This is a genomic window from Rufibacter roseus (assembly GCF_001647285.1).
Classification (GTDB): domain Bacteria; phylum Bacteroidota; class Bacteroidia; order Cytophagales; family Hymenobacteraceae; genus Nibribacter; species Nibribacter roseus.
In genome coordinates this window covers 59,065-76,166 of the sequence record NZ_LRML01000017.1, presented here as the reverse complement: position 1 = coordinate 76,166, position 17,102 = coordinate 59,065, and the positions used below count along the sequence as shown (strand labels likewise).

General features: G+C 48.5%; 13 protein-coding genes. 2 read left to right on the top strand and 11 right to left on the bottom strand.

Features of this window, described 5'->3' with window-relative positions; translation table 11 throughout:
• Positions 1 to 90: 90 nt before the first annotated feature.
• The 3 genes from A8O23_RS18825 to A8O23_RS18815 form a co-directional block, all read right to left on the bottom strand.
• Positions 91 to 3,540: a DNRLRE domain-containing protein gene (locus A8O23_RS18825; protein WP_066624857.1), complete on the bottom strand. Its 3,450-nt coding sequence runs from the start codon at positions 3,538 to 3,540 to the stop codon at positions 91 to 93.
• Between the two features lie 143 nt (positions 3,541 to 3,683).
• Positions 3,684 to 4,214: a DUF6252 family protein gene (locus tag A8O23_RS18820; protein WP_066624855.1), complete on the bottom strand. Its 531-nt coding sequence runs from the start codon at positions 4,212 to 4,214 to the stop codon at positions 3,684 to 3,686.
• Between the two features lie 105 nt (positions 4,215 to 4,319).
• Positions 4,320 to 4,619, bottom strand: a complete 300-nt coding sequence (locus tag A8O23_RS18815) for a hypothetical protein (RefSeq protein WP_153042285.1) — start codon at positions 4,617 to 4,619, stop codon at positions 4,320 to 4,322.
• Positions 4,620 to 5,069: 450 nt separating this feature from the next.
• On the opposite strand from A8O23_RS18815, the gene aspS reads away from it, so the two are divergent.
• Positions 5,070 to 6,824 carry an aspartate--tRNA ligase gene (gene aspS, locus A8O23_RS18810; protein WP_066624848.1) on the top strand — a complete coding sequence of 585 codons (1,755 nt, stop codon included), beginning with the start codon at positions 5,070 to 5,072 and terminating at the stop codon, positions 6,822 to 6,824.
• Positions 6,825 to 7,244: 420 nt separating this feature from the next.
• Positions 7,245 to 7,973, top strand: coding sequence for a DUF2625 domain-containing protein (locus A8O23_RS18805; protein WP_082883163.1), 729 nt, complete (start codon positions 7,245 to 7,247; stop codon positions 7,971 to 7,973).
• 386 nt (positions 7,974 to 8,359) lie between these two features.
• Here A8O23_RS18805 and A8O23_RS18800 read toward each other — a convergent pair whose 3' ends face one another.
• From A8O23_RS18800 to A8O23_RS18765, 8 genes are all read right to left on the bottom strand, one after another.
• On the bottom strand, positions 8,360 to 9,745 hold the full coding sequence (locus A8O23_RS18800; RefSeq protein WP_066624845.1) for an NADH-quinone oxidoreductase subunit N: 1,386 nt from the start codon (positions 9,743 to 9,745) through the stop codon (positions 8,360 to 8,362).
• A gap of 31 nt (positions 9,746 to 9,776) precedes the next feature.
• The gene (locus A8O23_RS18795) at positions 9,777 to 11,228 is read right to left on the bottom strand and encodes a complex I subunit 4 family protein (RefSeq protein WP_066624836.1); all 1,452 of its coding nucleotides are present in this window, start codon (positions 11,226 to 11,228) and stop codon (positions 9,777 to 9,779) included.
• Positions 11,229 to 11,241: 13 nt separating this feature from the next.
• Positions 11,242 to 13,194: an NADH-quinone oxidoreductase subunit L gene (nuoL, locus tag A8O23_RS18790; protein WP_082883162.1), complete on the bottom strand. Its 1,953-nt coding sequence runs from the start codon at positions 13,192 to 13,194 to the stop codon at positions 11,242 to 11,244.
• A 58-nt stretch (positions 13,195 to 13,252) separates the two neighbouring features.
• Positions 13,253 to 13,582 (bottom strand): NADH-quinone oxidoreductase subunit NuoK, encoded by a 330-nt coding sequence (nuoK, locus tag A8O23_RS18785; protein WP_066624833.1) that lies wholly within the window; start codon positions 13,580 to 13,582, stop codon positions 13,253 to 13,255.
• A gap of 237 nt (positions 13,583 to 13,819) precedes the next feature.
• Positions 13,820 to 14,335, bottom strand: a complete 516-nt coding sequence (locus tag A8O23_RS18780) for an NADH-quinone oxidoreductase subunit J family protein (RefSeq protein WP_066624830.1) — start codon at positions 14,333 to 14,335, stop codon at positions 13,820 to 13,822.
• 33 nt (positions 14,336 to 14,368) lie between these two features.
• On the bottom strand, positions 14,369 to 14,830 hold the full coding sequence (locus A8O23_RS18775; protein ID WP_204377720.1) for a NuoI/complex I 23 kDa subunit family protein: 462 nt from the start codon (positions 14,828 to 14,830) through the stop codon (positions 14,369 to 14,371).
• A gap of 111 nt (positions 14,831 to 14,941) precedes the next feature.
• Positions 14,942 to 16,003: an NADH-quinone oxidoreductase subunit NuoH gene (gene nuoH / locus A8O23_RS18770; RefSeq protein WP_066624825.1), complete on the bottom strand. Its 1,062-nt coding sequence runs from the start codon at positions 16,001 to 16,003 to the stop codon at positions 14,942 to 14,944.
• Positions 16,003 to 17,007 (bottom strand): 2Fe-2S iron-sulfur cluster-binding protein, encoded by a 1,005-nt coding sequence (locus A8O23_RS18765; RefSeq protein ID WP_066624823.1) that lies wholly within the window; start codon positions 17,005 to 17,007, stop codon positions 16,003 to 16,005. The genes nuoH and A8O23_RS18765 overlap by 1 nt, the downstream gene beginning before the upstream one ends.
• Between the last annotated feature and the right edge of the window lie 95 nt (positions 17,008 to 17,102).

Sequence of the window (17,102 nt, the reverse complement as noted above, 5' to 3'; positions counted from 1 at the left end):
TTTTCGGCCTCTTTTTCAGAAAACAGCCCCAGAACGAAAAACCGCTCTGGGGCTGCACAACCTATTTAGAATGTTTTTGTAAGAGTAACATCACCTGCCTATGATGACCTGCTGCTGTCTGGACTTGCCATTCTGGATTACGTGCAGGAAGTAATTGCCCCTTGGCAGGTCCCTCACGTTTACCTTTACTTTAGCTTGGCCATTCACGGCCTGGAGGCTGCGCACTTTCCTGCCCTGGCTGTTGTAGAGATCAATGGTGGCCGTCTCCGTGCCGCCTGGCTCAACGGAAACGGTGAACTCCTCTTCAGTTGGGTTGGGGTAAGCCATCATCCACTCGTTGCAATCATTGATCATGACCTCCTGCTCCACTAACTTCTCTCCGCCACATGCGTTGGTGACCAAAACCCTCACCTTGAAAATTGCGGGGTAGCCGTAGTAAGGATCCGTCTGCACAGTTACGGAGTTTACGTTGTCTCCAGAGATGTACCCGCCACTTAGTACTTGCCAATCATACGTCCAGGTGGGGTCTAAAGGGGCCGATATGGTGTACTCAGAGTCACCGCACACCCCGTCCTGGCTCATCCCGAACATCTGAAACGCGGGTGGTTCGGTAAGATTGATGGTCTTTGTGGTATAGTAGGTGCAACCGTTAACGGTAACCTCCGCCTTTAAGATCAATGGAAATGTGGCGGAAGAAGCCACTTGCACAGTGATAGAGTTGCCGGAAGAGGACACAAAAGATACACCAGCAGGCAAAGCACCCCATACTACCGTGGCATTACTGGAATTACTAATGGTATAAGTTGCTTGTTGGTTAGTGCAAAGATCATCTGCACCTGTAATATTATAAAGTGTATTTACCACACTAGAAGGCTGCTCTGCACCCATTATCCAACTGGCCAACCAGTCACCTGCCTCTGGCCAAATGGCCACGTGTTCCGTGTTTTCACTCACTTGCCCGAAGTAGCTGTCAAAAGGTGTCTCGCCGGTACAAGTTAAATTTCGTGTGCTTATATTTTCGGAAAGATTAATATTGGAGCCGGAAAAAGCCAAAGCACTTTTTGTGTTGATGAAGCTGTGGGTTGGAACTAAAGAATAGAAATCAGGTTCAAACCTGAAAGGCCAAAAAGGCCCTTGGATACCAGAATTATCCCTTCTAGTTTCATCTACTATTTGCTGCTGAGTGTTATATGTTCCACCCGGTGCTACATCATAACCGGAAGACCCTGGGAGCGAATGCATGACAGTTGTCCTACTGTTACCCCAAAGGCTTCCCTCAAACACAGTACAAGAATTGCCATAACTCGGAGAAAAGTACATGCGCGCCGAACCAATTGTTACTGTTTTCCAATGTATCTTAAATAGTATCAAGTTAACTTTTGTAACTTGGCGCACATCCAAAGTAAAACCTTTCTGGCAAGGGGCGTTGACCTCTATACCACCCAAACTTCCGTTGACTAAGGCTATTTTCCTGAAATCTTCCTCTTCTCCAATATCCCCGTTCGGAAACCCTAATAAGTTTAAGCTATTATAGAACCTTTGAAAATAATCTGTATAAGTATTAGGCAAGTAATGATATCTGAGCATCTGCTTGGCGGCAGGTGAGTTTATTCTCTTGTCGCGAGCCTCCTCCGCAGCATCACTACCAGCTTCTTTTGCAAAGAAATCAAGGAAAATCTGATCTCCCAACGGCACATTAGCCCCTTTATGCGGAGAATCAAAAGACACCCACAGTTTTGTGTTGTGGGTCATATAATGCTGCTCCATATAAGCCAAAGCATACTGGCTTATTAAGCCGCCCATGCTGGGCCCAATGATTATCAAATCTTCATTTCCTTCCTTGGCTGTATTAACTGTATCAATCAAATGCATCAATATTCTGGCATTACGCTCAATGTAGTCGCCCCCGCCGTATCTTATTTCACCTGTAGCCGGATGGGTATAGGTAGGGAAATTCAGGATGATGATGTCAAACCCCTGGTTTCTTAATGTCTCTGCAAACTTTCTCCCATTTGCATCTTCTTTATTTAGGCGTTCATCATAAATATCATCGGCATCTTCTTTGTCCAGTGCATCAAATCCGTCTACCACAATAATGGGTTTTCTTATTTTGTTGTCACAAGTACCTGCCCCATAGAATACTTTTAACTCCCCTTTTCCGGTGGTGGGCATAGCCTCATTTTGATACCCCTGAAATGGCAAAGCGCTCCAGATGGATGTTACATTTGATTCACACAACCCCAGAGGCGAAGGGACTGGATCAGGCCTTACTTTAAGCACCGCAAAGGTGGTGGTGCTAGGCCCGTTGCTGAAGCCAGCCACAAACTTAAGTATCTTCCAACCAGGGCTGGCGTAGGTAATGGTGGCGGTGCCCGTAAGGCCCACCGGCACCAGCCCCGCCCCATTGCCAAAGTCTACCTGTAGGGAGGTAATGGTCTTATCAGATTTATTAAAAGTGAGGGCAGACGAGAAATCATAGGTGACCGTAAGGCCAGCGGTGCTGTCTGCCAAAGGGCTGGCCAGAAAAACAGACTTGGTCAGGAAAGGGTGCCGGGGCCGGTTAGGCACGTCATAGTACATGCTGTCTATCTCCTGTATGAGACCTAAATCAAGAGCAAGGGTGTCTATTACGTTAAACTGGAAATTACCCAGGGCAATAGGTACTTTATTCTGTTCTTTCACCCCGGCGGCGGCATCTCTCACTTCTTCAGGTCGTAGCCAGCTGGTGGTGTCATATGCGGCTCTGAACATTTCTCTGTAACCTTGCAGAAAATGGGGTCTGGCGCTGGTATCGGGCTGGAACTCATTGAAAGTGTGCAGCCCGGCCAGCGGCATTACCCGGTCATATAAGATGCCGGTAGTTACGCCGCTTTTGTCCAGGTGGTGCAAAAGGCTGTCGGCCATTCTGTGGTAAGAGCCAATGGGAGCGGTAGAGGCAAAGGGCGTACTATATGTAATAACCAGCTTTGGCCTTATGGCCGCGTTGGTATGGTCTTCGCTGGCGTAGTTGCGGGCGCGGTAGTACTGCTCGTTCTCCAGCTTCATCATTAGGCCGTAGTTGGCGGAGGGGTTGTTCACCCACTCCTGCACAAAAGAGCTGAGGTTTACCTGTATGTTCTCGGTGGTGGAAGTAGACGGGCCCTGCCAGATTCTGCCTGCGGTGGTGGTGGCGGGCTGGTTGTTCCAGATTACCGTGCTCTCAGTCCAATTAGCAGTCACTTTCTCAAAGTACACGGCGTTGGAGCCGCTTATCTGTTGGTTTGACAACACGCCATAAGAATTTGGATCGCTGTAGAGGTGAAGCGTAGCACTTTGTATGGTTGCCCCCACAGGTATGCTTTCAAGGTTGAACTTAAATAGCGTTCTCATATAACTGTTGCCCAAGGAGTGGGTCCAGGCGTGGGCGTTGAGGTATGCGTAGGTGGAGTAGTTAACCGTGTTTAGGTATAGAGCATCACGTCCGTCCAGTTGGCTCCTGGGCTGATTGTAACCGTAGTTTGGGCCCGTAGGCTGGGAACCAGAAAGGTTAGCAAAACGCAAAGCGCTGCCAGCCCTTTGAAAAAGGGTATTTGATTTTTCATAGAATAAAGTTTATTTGCTAAATAATTATGCGGGATAGATTCGCCTCAACTTTAAAGTTGAGGAAGTATGGGGGTAAAGATTTTTATAAAAGCTTTCTGCTTTTACCTATACTTCACGTCAAACCAGCCCTCTGTCACCTCTACGGTCTCTGCTCCGCCATTCTCATCAGGTTCCGTCTGCGCCCGGAAGGAGAAGGTGCCGGAGATGATCTTGTTAGCGCCGTCCAATTTGGTGATGGTAACCCTGCCAGGGCTGGCAGCAGCGGTGAAGTAGTATTTGGGGCCGATCCTTTCTTTGTTGACACGTAAGCTCCCATAAGTGCCATTAGCCTCATCTCTCAGCACATATTCTCCCGTCTGCTTAACACTTACAATTCTTAAGTCTATTGAACTCCTGCCTTCATCGTCATCACGAATTCCACCAATAGTAAAAAAACCGGTTGCCGGGTTATAGGCTACATGCACTGCCCCGCCGCCCATGACCCCGCCGCCGCCGTTGTGCCGCCATGGCTTACCGTTTACCTTGGCCACCATGGTACCGCTTCCTGTTTGGGTTGGGGAGTCTTCGTCTTCTTCGCAGGCCGTGAAAGACACCGCAAGGAGCATTATCAGTAAATAATAGATTCTTTTCATAAAGTAGGGGATTTAAGGATGAATAAAATATATGAGGTATAGAATAATTCAAAGAGCTTGGTGCAATTTCCCCAAAAGGAGACAAATAGCTGATAGAGCCTAGAGTTAAAAGTCCAGCTCTATGTCTTGGAGGGTCTTGTAGATATCTTCCTCTTTATAGGCCGCCTTCTGCCGTTGGCTTTCCTGGCGGAGAACTTTCACCTTAGCAAACTGTTCTGGAGACAGAACCGACTGCAACTTACTAAAGGCCTGCTCGTTGACTTGCCTGAAATCTGCCTTGGCAAGTTTTTTAGCACCAGCGTTCTTCTGTATCTGGCTGAATTTCTCTGACCTCTCTTGCAGCAGGGCAAGCACTTTATCTTCTTGTTCGGCGCTAAGAGAAACTTCATGGTCTAGCTTTGCCAAGATAACCTGCGGCAGCTGTTTTGGGGCAACAGACAAGGTATCTTACGCAAAAGCTTTGTTACTTATCAGCAGATACGCCAATACCAAAATGGAGAATGGAATTTTCATAGATATTCATATTTAAGTGTATATAATTCAAGAATATACTCCCATTCGTGGCGCAAGGCCAGCAGGGCTAATTCTAATTGATAATTAAATTCTCAACCATAAGGACCGTTGAGCATATTTTTGCCAAAGGGTGGCAACGGAGGAGCTACTAATATTGGAGTAGATATATGGGTATAGGCTTAAACATAGCTTTCTTCTATATTCAAAGCAAGTATTATTTAATTTATTTTCAAACTGTTACCTGTTTTGGGCCTGTTTTATAAAAAACAGCCCCGAAACGCATTTCACCAACTAAGCAAACAATTAGTACCTTTGCGGCTTAGTTTTTAAAGAACAGATACAATGCTTCGTTCACACACCTGCGGCGAATTGCGCCTCGAGAATGTTGGTCAGGAAGTGACCCTGACCGGTTGGGTACAGAAATCACGCGACAAAGGCGGCATGCTTTGGATTGACCTCCGGGACCGCTATGGCATCACGCAGCTGAGCCTGGAAGAGGGCGTGACCGAAGCTAAGGTGCTGGAGACCGCCCGCACCCTGGGCCGCGAGTTCGTGATAAAGGCCACCGGCACCGTAATTGAGCGCGAGTCGAAGAACGATAAAATCGCCACCGGCGACATTGAAATAAAAGTAACCGCGCTGGAGGTATTGAACCCTGCCAAGTTGCCTCCGTTCCTGATTGAGGACGAGACCGACGGCGGCGATGACCTGCGCATGAAATACCGCTACCTGGATTTGCGCCGCTCGCCGGTCCGCAAGAGCCTGGAGCTGCGTCACCGCATGGCGCAGCAAACCCGTTCTTATCTGGACGGCCAAGGCTTTATTGAGGTAGAGACGCCGGTGTTGATTAAATCTACCCCCGAGGGTGCCCGCGACTTTGTGGTGCCGAGCCGCATGAACCCCGGCGAGTTTTATGCCTTGCCACAGTCTCCGCAGACGTTCAAGCAGCTCTTGATGGTGTCTGGCTTTGACAAGTATTTCCAGATTGTGAAATGCTTCCGGGACGAAGACCTGCGCGCCGACCGTCAGCCGGAGTTTACCCAGATTGACTGCGAGCTTTCCTTCGTGACACAGGAAGATATTCTGAATACCTTTGAAGGCCTGGTGAAGCACCTGTTCCGCACCGTAAAAGGCATTGAACTGCCTGATTTCCCGCGCATGGAATACGCCGATGCCATGCGCCTTTATGGTTCAGACAAACCAGACACCCGCTTCGGAATGCAGTTTGTGGAGCTGAATGACCTAGTAAAGAACAAAGGCTTTAAAGTGTTTGATGATGCTGAACTGGTAGTGGGCATTAACGCCAGCGGCAGCGCCCACTTCACCCGTAAGCAACTAGATGAACTCACTGACTTCGTGAAGCGTCCGCAGGTAGGCGCAACTGGTTTGGTATACGCCCGCGTGCAGGAAGACGGCAGCGTGAAATCGAGCGTAGACAAATTCTACTCACCAGAAAATTTACAGCAATGGGCCCATGCCTTTGACGCCAAACCTGGAGACTTGCTTCTTGTATTGGCTGGTGGTACTGATAAAACAAGAAAAGCCTTGAACGAGCTTAGACTGGAGATGGGCACTCGCCTTGGCCTAAGAGACAAAGACACGTTCTCTACCCTTTGGGTGCTGGACTTCCCGCTATTGGAGTGGGACGAGGAAAGCGGTCGCTACCACGCTATGCACCACCCGTTCACCTCGCCTAAGCCTGAGGACATGGAACTGATTGACACCAACCCTGGAGCCGTGCGCGCCAATGCCTATGACATGGTAATTAATGGTGTGGAAGTAGGCGGAGGATCTATCCGTATCCATGACCGCGGTGTGCAGTCTCGCATGTTTGATCTATTGGGCTTCTCGCCCGAAGAAGCACAGGCGCAGTTCGGCTTCTTACTGGATGCCTTTGAGTATGGTGCGCCTCCGCACGGTGGAATTGCGTTCGGATTTGACCGTCTATGCTCTTTATTTGGTGGGGCTGATTCTATCCGTGACTATATCGCCTTCCCGAAAAATAACTCGGGCCGTGATGTGATGATTGACGCTCCTTCGCCTATAGACCAGAAGCAACTGGACGAACTGCAGATTGATGTGCGCCTGAAGGCGTAGTTATTCTTTATTCGTTGTTCGTTATTAGTTATTCGTTGTTCGATAAAACGGGTGAGGCCTTACGACCTCACCCGTTTTGCGTTTGGGGGCTGCTTTTCAGAAAACAGGTTGGAAACGTGCATCAGCACTTGTTGTGGGTAGAGTTAGCGTCAGCGCTCTACGCACTAGTGGAAAGCCAATCTCCCGATTGGCGAACATCTCAGTAGGAGTGTTTGAATAGCTGCGGCAACTGGCACAGACACTAGCAGGTCCGAAAGACACTGCTAGGTCTTTTGAACAAGCGGCACTGCAGAATTGGGGTACCACATGAAATTGTGAAGGAGTAACTATTATCCCAACTTGCGTTTTGGGGCTTTTTCTCAAAAAGTAGGTCTGAAACAGTCAAATCTGTATCTTCCCTTGGTTAAAGCTCCCTTTGCTATGAGAAATCTGCTGCTCCTGCTTTTCTTCTTTATGATGTTTCAGGTGAATGGTCAAACTATGAAAGCACGTTCTTTGGCAGAGTTGATTAACACACAAGAACCAGGCTGGGCTTTGGTGCAGGAGTGGATGAAGGATGCTAAGAACAAGGTAGAAGTTCTGCCTAAGGACCAGAATCAAGCTGAAGCCGCCTTGTTACAGGCCCAGGTAACCACCCGCTCTCCTATGGGTGCCATAGTGTATGAAACGGGTGGAATTCTGGTAGACGATGGCTGGATTAGAATCATGGGCTCTGGCTCTTCCCGCCTGCCCCGCAGCCTCATGGCTTGGAACAAAGGGAAATCTTTCTTGCAGGAGGGCGAGCAACCGTCCTTTCTGTTGATAGCTGATGATGTTTTAGGTGGCTTCTTCGCCATTAACGCAGGAGGCCTCAGTGCCGAAGAAATAGGCACCGTCTTTTACTTCTCACCCGACAATCTGCAATGGGAATCTTCGGGCTTAGGATACTCTGAATTTCTGCAGTTCTGCTTCTCGGGTAACCTAGAAGGATTCTACGAAGGTCTGCGCTGGGATAACTGGCGGCCTGAGGTGCAGCAGATTGAAGGAGACCAAGGCTTTCATTTCATTCCCTACCTTTTCACTACCGAAGGCAAAGACATCAACAAAATAAGCCGAAGAGCGGTGCCTATGGAAGAGCTTTGGCTGCTTTATTATGGGCAAGAAAAGTAATCTCTACAATCTCTGTTTTTGGCCTAATTTCCTCAAAACTGGCCGAAAACGGATTAACGTTAGTAGCTAGCTATAGACATGTGATAACAACCGATTCTCCCCTTGAGGGGAGCGAAGAGGGGTGTTTACCCCTGCTGGTCATGGCTTTCCCAACAATATAAGTTGTTTTTGTCTTATCAATGCTTACTGAAATAACCTAAAGCAGGAGAAGCAATGCCTGTTCTCCTGTGTAAACACCCCTCTTTGTCTCCCCTCAAGGGGAGAATTACACGTAGTCAATCTTCATCCTAATTTTCTGTTTTCAGCTTCTTTTTCAGAAAACAGACCTAAAACAGAAGAGGCGCCGTTTGGCGCCTCTTCTGTTTTATCTGGTAAAGAAGTTACAACTAGAGCAAGCCGCTGAACAAGCCTGGCAATACACCCATTATTACCGTTAACACTACTAATGAAATCAGTGTGAAAGTACCTAAAGAATCAACCGGTACACGCTCGGCCACGGCATCGCGCAGGTACATGGCAATGATCACGCGGAAGTAGTAATAGATACCCACCGCCGACATCAGAACCGCTACCACAATCAGCCACACCATGTCTTGCTCAAGAGCGGCAGAGAATAAGAACAGCTTGCCGAAGAAACCTCCGGTCAATGGTATACCCGCCAAAGAAAGCATGGCCACCGTCATCACAAACGCCAATAACGGATTGGTTCTGCCTAAGCCACTGAAAGCTTCGTAGTCGTTTGAACCACGGGCATCAGACACATATTTCAATACCCCAAACGCTGCAATGGTAGCCACGGCGTAAGCCAGGGAATAAAACAGAATAGCGTTCTCTGAGCGTTCGTTGAAGGCAGTCAGAGCAATCATAAGATAACCGGCGTGGGAGATACTAGAATAAGCCAACATCCGCTTAAAGCTGGTTTGCGCTACGGCACCCACATTGCCAATGACTAAGGTTAATACCGTTATGGCCACCACCGTCGGGAACCACTGCTCATACACACCTCCAAAAGCAGCCGACAGCAACTTGTAGAAAGCGGCAATACCAGCAGTTTTCACCACAGTAGACATGTAGCTGGTGAAGATGGTTGGCGTACCGTCGTACACGTCTGGAGTCCAGAAGTGGAAAGGCGCAGCCCCTACTTTGAAAGTGATACCAACCAGCACCAGCAATAAGCCCATCAGTAACAATGGAGCGGTACCAGGTTCTAAAGCCTGAGCCGCCGCAGAAATAATTGGTAAGCTGAAAGAACCGGTAGCACCATACAATAGGGCAATGCCAAACAAGATGATGCCCGTGAAGAAAGCTCCCATTAGGAAGTACTTCATAGAGGCCTCGTTTGAAAGCACGTTGCGCTTGTCAGATCCCGCCAAGATGTACATACTCACCGACATAATCTCGATGCCTAAAAACAGCATGAGCAGGTTTTCATAGGTCACCATCATGATGCCACCTACCAGAGAGAACAACAACAGAGAGTAGTATTCTGCCAAATTCGCGTTCTCGCCAACGGCATAGCTTCTGGAAAAAGGCAAGATGAACAGGGCAGACAAGATCATTACGGATGAGAAAGCCACCGCGAAATTGTCCATGTTCATCATGGTATTGAAATTGCCGAAGTAGGTATTCAGCTGCCCCCAGTCACGTACAGCGGCGGCAAGGGCAACGGCCAAAAAGACCATTACGATTGGCAAAAGCACTCTTTTGGATTTCATGAACCCTAAGAACAGGTTCACAATTCCGAATATAGAGAGAAGAATAATTGAGGTCATGAGCAGGTCCTGTGTTTAAGAAAGCGTCAGGTTAGCGTTTGATAACTTCCAGCAAATGTAAAACGGCTGGCTCTGAAAGGCTCAGGAAGGTGTTAGGGTGCAAACCAATCCAAAACACCATCACCACCAACGGAATCAGAACGGCCTTTTCAGAGGCGGTCAGGTCAGTAAAGCCTTGGGTGATTTCATTTTTCACCCCGAACATTACGCGCTGGAACATGCGCAGCATATAGACTGCACCCAGAATAATGGTGATACCAGCTACGGCTCCCATCCAGGCTTCGTAGCGGAACACTCCGAACAGCAGCAGGAACTCACCCACAAAACCGTTTGTCAACGGAAGGGCAACAGCTCCCAACATCAGAATCATAAAGCAAACCGTCATGAATGGCGCATTCTGGGTAATACCGCCCATGGCTGCAATATCACGGGTGCCAATGCGGCGCTGAATAATGTCAATGATAAAGAACAAGCCCACCACGTTGATACCATGGCTCAGCATCTGAATCATGACCCCTTGCAAACCTTGTTCGTTCAGGGTAAACAAGCCAGCGGCAATTAAGCCCACGTGCGAGATAGACGAAAACGCCACCACCCGTTTCATGTCCTGCTGACGAATGGCTATGATAGCACCGTAGATAATACCTATAATGGCCAGCACCAATGCCACTGTAGCCCACTGGCTCACGCCCAACGGAACAACCGGCAACAGCCAGCGCAAAGCACCATAGATACCCATTTTCAGCATAATACCAGACAACAGCATGGTACCGGCGGCCGGTGCGGTGGTATAGGTATCTGGTTGCCAGGTATGGAACGGGAACACCGGCATCTTAATGGCGAAGGCAATGAACAGGAACCAGAACAACCAGCTCTGGGTATCGCCGCTCAATACCAATGCATAGAAAGCCTGGTCCTCAGAACTGTGCGTGCCCGGCGTCTGGAAGTACAGATACACAAACGCGGCCAGCATAAACAATGAACCGAAGACAGTGTACAGGAAGAACTTGAACGTTACTTTAATGCGGTTCTCACCGCCCCACATCGCGGCTATGAAATAAACCGGTATAAGAGCTACTTCCCAGAAGAAGTAGAACAAGAACGCATCAAGAGCGGTAAACACGCCAATCAAGCCAGTCTGCATGAACAAGATAAGCGCGAAGAAAGAAGAAGGTCTGTCGTAGTTGTTTTTGAAAGAGGCCAGAATGATAAGCGGAATCAAAAACACCGTCAGCAGCACCAGCAGCAAGCTAATGCCGTCAATGCCTACTTTAAACAGAATACCGGCCGAGGCCACCCAAGGTTCATTGAGTAAAAATTGCGGTTCTACTACGTTGGGGTTGAAATTGGCCCAAGCATAAATTCCCAGCAGTAACTCTACCAGCGCAGCGCCAAAAGCAACTTTCTTGGCGCCCTGTCCTTTTACCAACAGTACCAGCAGTGCCGCCAGAGCCGGCCATAAGATTAAGAGTGCGGTTAACATGTGGTGGGTAGTATCAGATAATAAAGTTCAGCAATAAAATTAAAGCGATGCCCAGCACCATCAGGAGCATGTAAGACCCAACGGCCCCACTCTGCAAGAACCGTAGCCAACGGCCACCGCCCAATACTCCGTGGCCAAAGCCATTCACAATCGGGTCAATGATTCCCTTCTCCACGAAGCGGTATAAACCCGTAGACAAGCCCATCACTGGTTTCACAAACAGCCCGTTGTACAATTCGTCAATGTAATACTTGTTGTACACCAGCTTGTGCAGTCCAGAGTATTCACCATCTTCCGCGGGAACTGTTCTCTTCTTGCCGTAAATTACATAGGCTAGAATAATGGCAATCACGGCTACGGCAACAGACACTGCCATCAAGATATATTCCATCTCATGCGACAGGTGCTGCGTCTCAAATGCGCTTGGCACTGCCCGACGGGAGAAATCATAGATGGGTGACAGGTAATTGGCCAACATGTGGTTCTCGCTGAAAACCTCTGGCAAACCCATGAAACCACCTATGGTAGACAGAATGGCCAAAATAATGAGCGGAATAGTCATGGAGGCCGGGGACTCGTGCAGATGATGACGCTGCTCTTCAGTGCCGCGGAAGTTACCGTAGAAAGTCAGGTACAACAGGCGGAACATGTAGAAAGCCGTCATGAACGAGGTCAAGAGACCAAACGCCCACATAATTTTGCTGTGTTGGAACACGTGCGCCAGCAATTCGTCCTTCGAGAAGAAACCTGCAAACGGCGGAATACCAGAGATAGCTAACGTCCCAATCAGGAAGGTAAGGAACGTGATAGGCAGTACTTTTTTCAGACCACCCATGCGGCGCATATCCTGCTCACCGCTCATAGCGTGAATCACGCTACCAGCACCCAAGAAAAGCAAGGCTTTGAAGAAAGCATGCGTGAGTACATGGAACAGTGAAGAAGAATACGCCATCACTCCCAGCGCTAGGAACATATAACCCAATTGACTCACGGTTGAGTAAGCCAATACTTTTTTGATGTCGTTCTGGAATAAGCCAATGGTAGCGGCAAATAATGCCGTCGCTAAACCTATAATTGCCACCACTTCCAACGTCTCAGGGGCCAGCGTGTAGAGCACGTTAGACCGAATTACCATGTAAATACCAGCGGTCACCATGGTAGCGGCGTGGATAAGCGCCGATACAGGAGTAGGGCCAGCCATCGCGTCTGGCAACCAAGTAAACAACGGAATCTGAGCTGATTTACCCATGGCACCCACAAACAGCAGCAAGGTAATCGCGACAATGGTGCCGTGGCTAACATCGCTCAGGTTTTGAGAAGCTTGGTTGAACACTTCGCCGTAGCTCACACTCCCGAAAGTGATGAAGATTAAAAAGATACCCAACAAGAAGCCCAAGTCCCCGATACGGTTCATGATAAAGGCTTTCTTGGCGGCGTTGTTATATGGCGTAACCTTGTTCCAGAAACCGATGAGCAGGTAGGAGCAAAGTCCCACTCCTTCCCAGCCAATGAACATCATCACGTAGTTAGAGCCCATGACCAGCAGCAGCATGGAGAAAACGAACAGGTTCAGGAACGCAAAGAACTTCCCAAAACCCTCGTCGTGGCTCATGTAGCCTGCTGAGTAAATATGAATAACAGAACCCACTCCCGTTACGAGCAACAGCATAATCAACGACAGCTGGTCAATCTGGAAAGAGAACGGAATGCTCAGCGCCACCACGTAAATCCAGTCAAACAGCGGAGTAACGTAGGCACGGTTGCCTTGCTCCTCAAAACTCAGGAACAGGTACAAAGACAACACGAAAGACCCGATGACAGCGGCACAGCCTACCACACTTGCCAGCCCTTTCGGTATTCTCCGGAAGCCCAACCCGTTAATCAGAAACCCGATTAGCGGCAGGAGCGGAATAAGCAAACACACCCACATCATATCGGTGTTAGTTGCTATGGTTAATTCTTGCATTGGTTAAAGCGTAAATGGACGGTATTCTTAACAGATATTGGCTAGACGGAGCTTCCGTTTACCATTTCAATCGGTTCAGGATATTGACATCGGTGGAGCGCAGGTTGCGGTATATCATTACAATAATGGCCAAACCCACGGCTACTTCGGCGGCAGCCACCGCCATAATGAAAAACACAAAAATCTGCCCGTTCGGGTCTGAACGGTAGGCAGAGAAAGCGGTAAGCAACAAGTTGACAGAGTTCAGCATCAACTCTATGCACATGAAAATAATGATGGCGTTGCGGCGGGTCAGTACTCCAATTATCCCAATCACAAACAAAGCAGTGCTGAAGTACAAATAGTAATTCAGAGGAATGGTTCTGATAACCTCAGGAATTTCGTTCATGGTTAAAACGTCGCGAGAACAAGTGAGCCGCTATTTGTTGCGGTGCTCAAAGTTATTCCCATTTTTTGGTAAATCCACAATAAAAGGCACCTTCTTACGTAGTGCCTCCACTCTATCTATTATCTAAAGAATCTGTTTTGGGCCTGTTTTCTGAAAATCAGCTCCAAAACAAAACTGCCAGTCAAAGTAAAAGGACAACCAATGAACAGCTGTCCTTTCACCGGCTTCACGCCAGCCTTAAAATCTATTTTGCTCGCCTGGTTCGCGTTTCCCTAGCATGACGGCACCGGCCATAGCCGCTAAAAACAACACTGACGCCAGTTCAAACGGCAACAGGTAATCTCTAAACAGTACTTGCCCCAGGTGCTCTACCAATCCGATCTGCGAGTTGAAATTCTCTGCGTTATACCCACCGGCATCTACGTCTTTCAAGGCGGCCACCATAATCACTAGCAAAATACCCCCTGAAATAGCGGCGGCAATCTTGCTCATGAGCGGCTTGTGCTGCTCAGTGTCTTCGCGCATGTTCAGGAACATGATCACGAACAGGAACAACACCATGATGGCACCCATGTACACGATAAAGTTTACCGCGGCCACAAATTGAGCATTCAACAGAATGTACTGCCCAGTTAAGGCGAAGAACGTCAAAATCATGAACAGCACGCTGTACACAGGGTTTTTAGAAGCCACTACCCCAATGGCAGCGAAAAGGGTCAAGAAAGCGAGGAAGTAAAAGATATTACCCGTCATAGTTATAGGGATGATAAACGCGTTGCGGCGGAATTACTGGTTTTGAATAGGCATGGGCTCCACCAAACGGTCTTTGCCGTAGATGAACTCATCGCGCTCGTAGCGGGCCGGAGCCACTTTGTCGTTCTGCAGGAAGATAGCTGCTTTCGGGCAAGCTTCCTCGCACAGACCACAAAAGATGCAGCGCAGCATGTTTATCTCGTAGCTCACCGCGTATTTCTCCTCACGGTACAGGTGTTCCTCGCCCCGCTTGCGCTCACCTGCTACCATAGTAATGGCTTCAGCAGGACAAGCCACGGCGCAAAGTCCGCAGGCGGTGCAACGCTCTCTCCCCTTCTCATCACGCTTCAGCACGTGCAGACCACGCCAAACGGCACTCATCGGTCTGGTTTCCTCTGGGTATTTTATGGTCGCTTTCTTCTTGAAGAAGTGACGCATGGTGATACTCAAACCTTGAAAAATTGCCGGGAGATACATTCTCTCCGAGAAATTCATCGGCTTTTTCTCTAGTTTCTTTGCTCTATTACTTAATGATTGCATATCATTCTAGTCTTTAAAAATCGGTAAATATTCCTCTGTTCAGAAAGAAGATTCACGTCAGTAGTTCTACCAAGGCAATCCTTGCTCACTTATCAAAATAACTGCGGCGGTAATGATCACGTTGGCAATGGACAATGGAATCAACACTTTCCAGCCCAGGTTCATTAACTGATCATAGCGGAAGCGCGGCAAAGTCCAGCGTACCCACATAAAGAAGAAAATGAACATCAGAATTTTAATGAACAGCACGCCTGTACCAATCAAAGTCACCAGGTTATGTGGCAAGCCTAAATCATACATGAACGGGAAGTTATAGCCGCCAAAATAAAGCGTTGCCATCACAGCCGAAGCTACAAAGATGTTCACGTACTCCGCAAAAAGATACAGACCCATACCCATAGAGCTGTACTCAGTGTGGTACCCGCCTATTAGCTCGGTCTCGCACTCAGGTAAGTCAAAAGGCACGCGGTTGGTCTCTGCGAAGGCACAGATAATGAAAATCAGGAAGCCCAGCGGCTGATAGAAAATATTCCAGTTCATGCCCGAGATACCGAACAATGTTTCGCCCTGCTGTTGCGCAATTACGCGCAGAGACAGCGAAGAAGACACCAGCAACAGGGCAATGATAGACATACCCATGGCCAGCTCGTAGCTGATATTCTGAGAAGCCGCCCGAATAGCACCCAACAACGAGAACTTGTTATTTGAGGCCCAGCCACCAATCATGATACCGTACACGCCTAAAGCCACAACGCCGAAGATGTACAGAATACCAATATTCACCTCAATGGCCTGCACGTTAATATACTGACCATCAATTAGAATTGTATTACCAAAAGGAATTACCGCACTGGCCATACAAGCGGTTAACATAGCCAATGATGGCCCAGCAATGAACAGGAACTTATTGGCATTGGCTGGCACAAACTCTTCTTTGAAGAAAAGCTTTACCGCATCTGCCAATGGCTGAAGCAAGCCCATCGGCCCAGCTCGGTTTGGCCCCACTCTGTCTTGAATGAAGGCCGCAATTTTGCGCTCGGCATAGGTGGAGTAGGTGGCAATGAGTAGGGTAATCCCAAACACCGCCAAGATGACTGCGCTTCTTACTAAAAATTCGGTTGACTCCATTATACAGATCTTCCTAAGTTAAAAGGGGTGTCTTTCAAATCATCTTCGGTTGAGCCTGGCAGGTTAGGCACCACCGGCACATTCAGTACAGGCAACTCGTAATGGTTGGCTGAAATTACAGAGCCGCGGTCAATTTTGCGGGCACCTTCAATTGTCCAATCATTCGGGTCTTTATGGTCAAAGCGGCATTCGTTACAGATAAACTCCTGCACTTCGTTATACTTGTCTTTGCGAGCAGTAACACGCATCACATCGTTACCGCGCATCCACAATACTACTTTACCAGAGCATTTAGGGCAGTCGCGGTGTGCATCCATTGGTTTGGTAAACCACACACGGTTCTTAAAGCGGAAGGTTTTGTCAGTCAGAGCACCTACTGGACACACGTCAATCACGTTTCCGGAGAAATCGTTGTCGATGACGTTCTCAATGTAGGTTCCAATCTCGGCAGCATCTCCACGGCCTAAAACACCATGCACGCGCTTCTCGGTTATTTGGTCGGCGGTGTACACGCAGCGGTAGCACAAGATACAACGTGTCATGTGCAGCTGAATGAGTGGCCCGATGTCAATTTTCTCAAAGGTGCGGCGCTCTTCTTCGTAGCGGGTACCAGAGGTGCCGTGCTCGTAAGAGAAGTTCTGCAAATCACACTCGCCGGCCTGGTCACAGATTGGGCAATCGAGCGGGTGGTTTATTAACAGCATTTCCACCACGCCTTTGCGGGTAGCCAGCACATCTGGGTTAGTAGTGTTTTCCACCACCATGCCATCTTGTACCGGAGTAATACAGCTTGCCACCAGTTTAGGCATCGGGCGTGGGTCTTTGGCAGAACCAGCCGCCACCTTCACCAAGCAAGCACGGCATTTACCGCCGCTTCCTTTTAAAGGAGTATAGTAGCACATGGCCGGGGGCACCACCTCGCCGCCGATTTTACGGGCAGCGTTGAGGATGGTAGTTCCTTCCTCTACCTCCACCTCTATGCCATCAAAAGTTATTTTTACCATTTCAAATTATTGTTGATTGTTGGTGGTCAATTGTTATTGACGCGCAACAATGGCATATATATTTAAAAGTCTGTTTTCGGCCTCTTTTTCAGAAA

Excerpts from the sequence above, each read along its gene's own strand:
- A8O23_RS18820 (WP_066624855.1), bottom strand. The coding sequence starts at position 4,214 with ATGAAAAGAATCTATTATTTACTGATAATGCTCCTTGCGGTGTCTTTC.
- nuoH (WP_066624825.1), bottom strand. The coding sequence starts at position 16,003 with ATGGAGTCAACCGAATTTTTAGTAAGAAGCGCAGTCATCTTGGCGGTG.
- A8O23_RS18780 (WP_066624830.1), bottom strand. The coding sequence starts at position 14,335 with ATGACGGGTAATATCTTTTACTTCCTCGCTTTCTTGACCCTTTTCGCT.
- nuoK (WP_066624833.1), bottom strand. The coding sequence starts at position 13,582 with ATGAACGAAATTCCTGAGGTTATCAGAACCATTCCTCTGAATTACTAT.
- A8O23_RS18805 (WP_082883163.1), top strand. The coding sequence starts at position 7,245 with ATGAGAAATCTGCTGCTCCTGCTTTTCTTCTTTATGATGTTTCAGGTG.
- A8O23_RS18795 (WP_066624836.1), bottom strand. The coding sequence starts at position 11,228 with ATGTTAACCGCACTCTTAATCTTATGGCCGGCTCTGGCGGCACTGCTG.
- nuoL (WP_082883162.1), bottom strand. The coding sequence starts at position 13,194 with ATGCAAGAATTAACCATAGCAACTAACACCGATATGATGTGGGTGTGT.
- A8O23_RS18765 (WP_066624823.1), bottom strand. The coding sequence starts at position 17,007 with ATGGTAAAAATAACTTTTGATGGCATAGAGGTGGAGGTAGAGGAAGGA.
- A8O23_RS18800 (WP_066624845.1), bottom strand. The coding sequence starts at position 9,745 with ATGACCTCAATTATTCTTCTCTCTATATTCGGAATTGTGAACCTGTTC.
- aspS (WP_066624848.1), top strand. The coding sequence starts at position 5,070 with ATGCTTCGTTCACACACCTGCGGCGAATTGCGCCTCGAGAATGTTGGT.
- A8O23_RS18775 (WP_204377720.1), bottom strand. The coding sequence starts at position 14,830 with ATGAATTTCTCGGAGAGAATGTATCTCCCGGCAATTTTTCAAGGTTTG.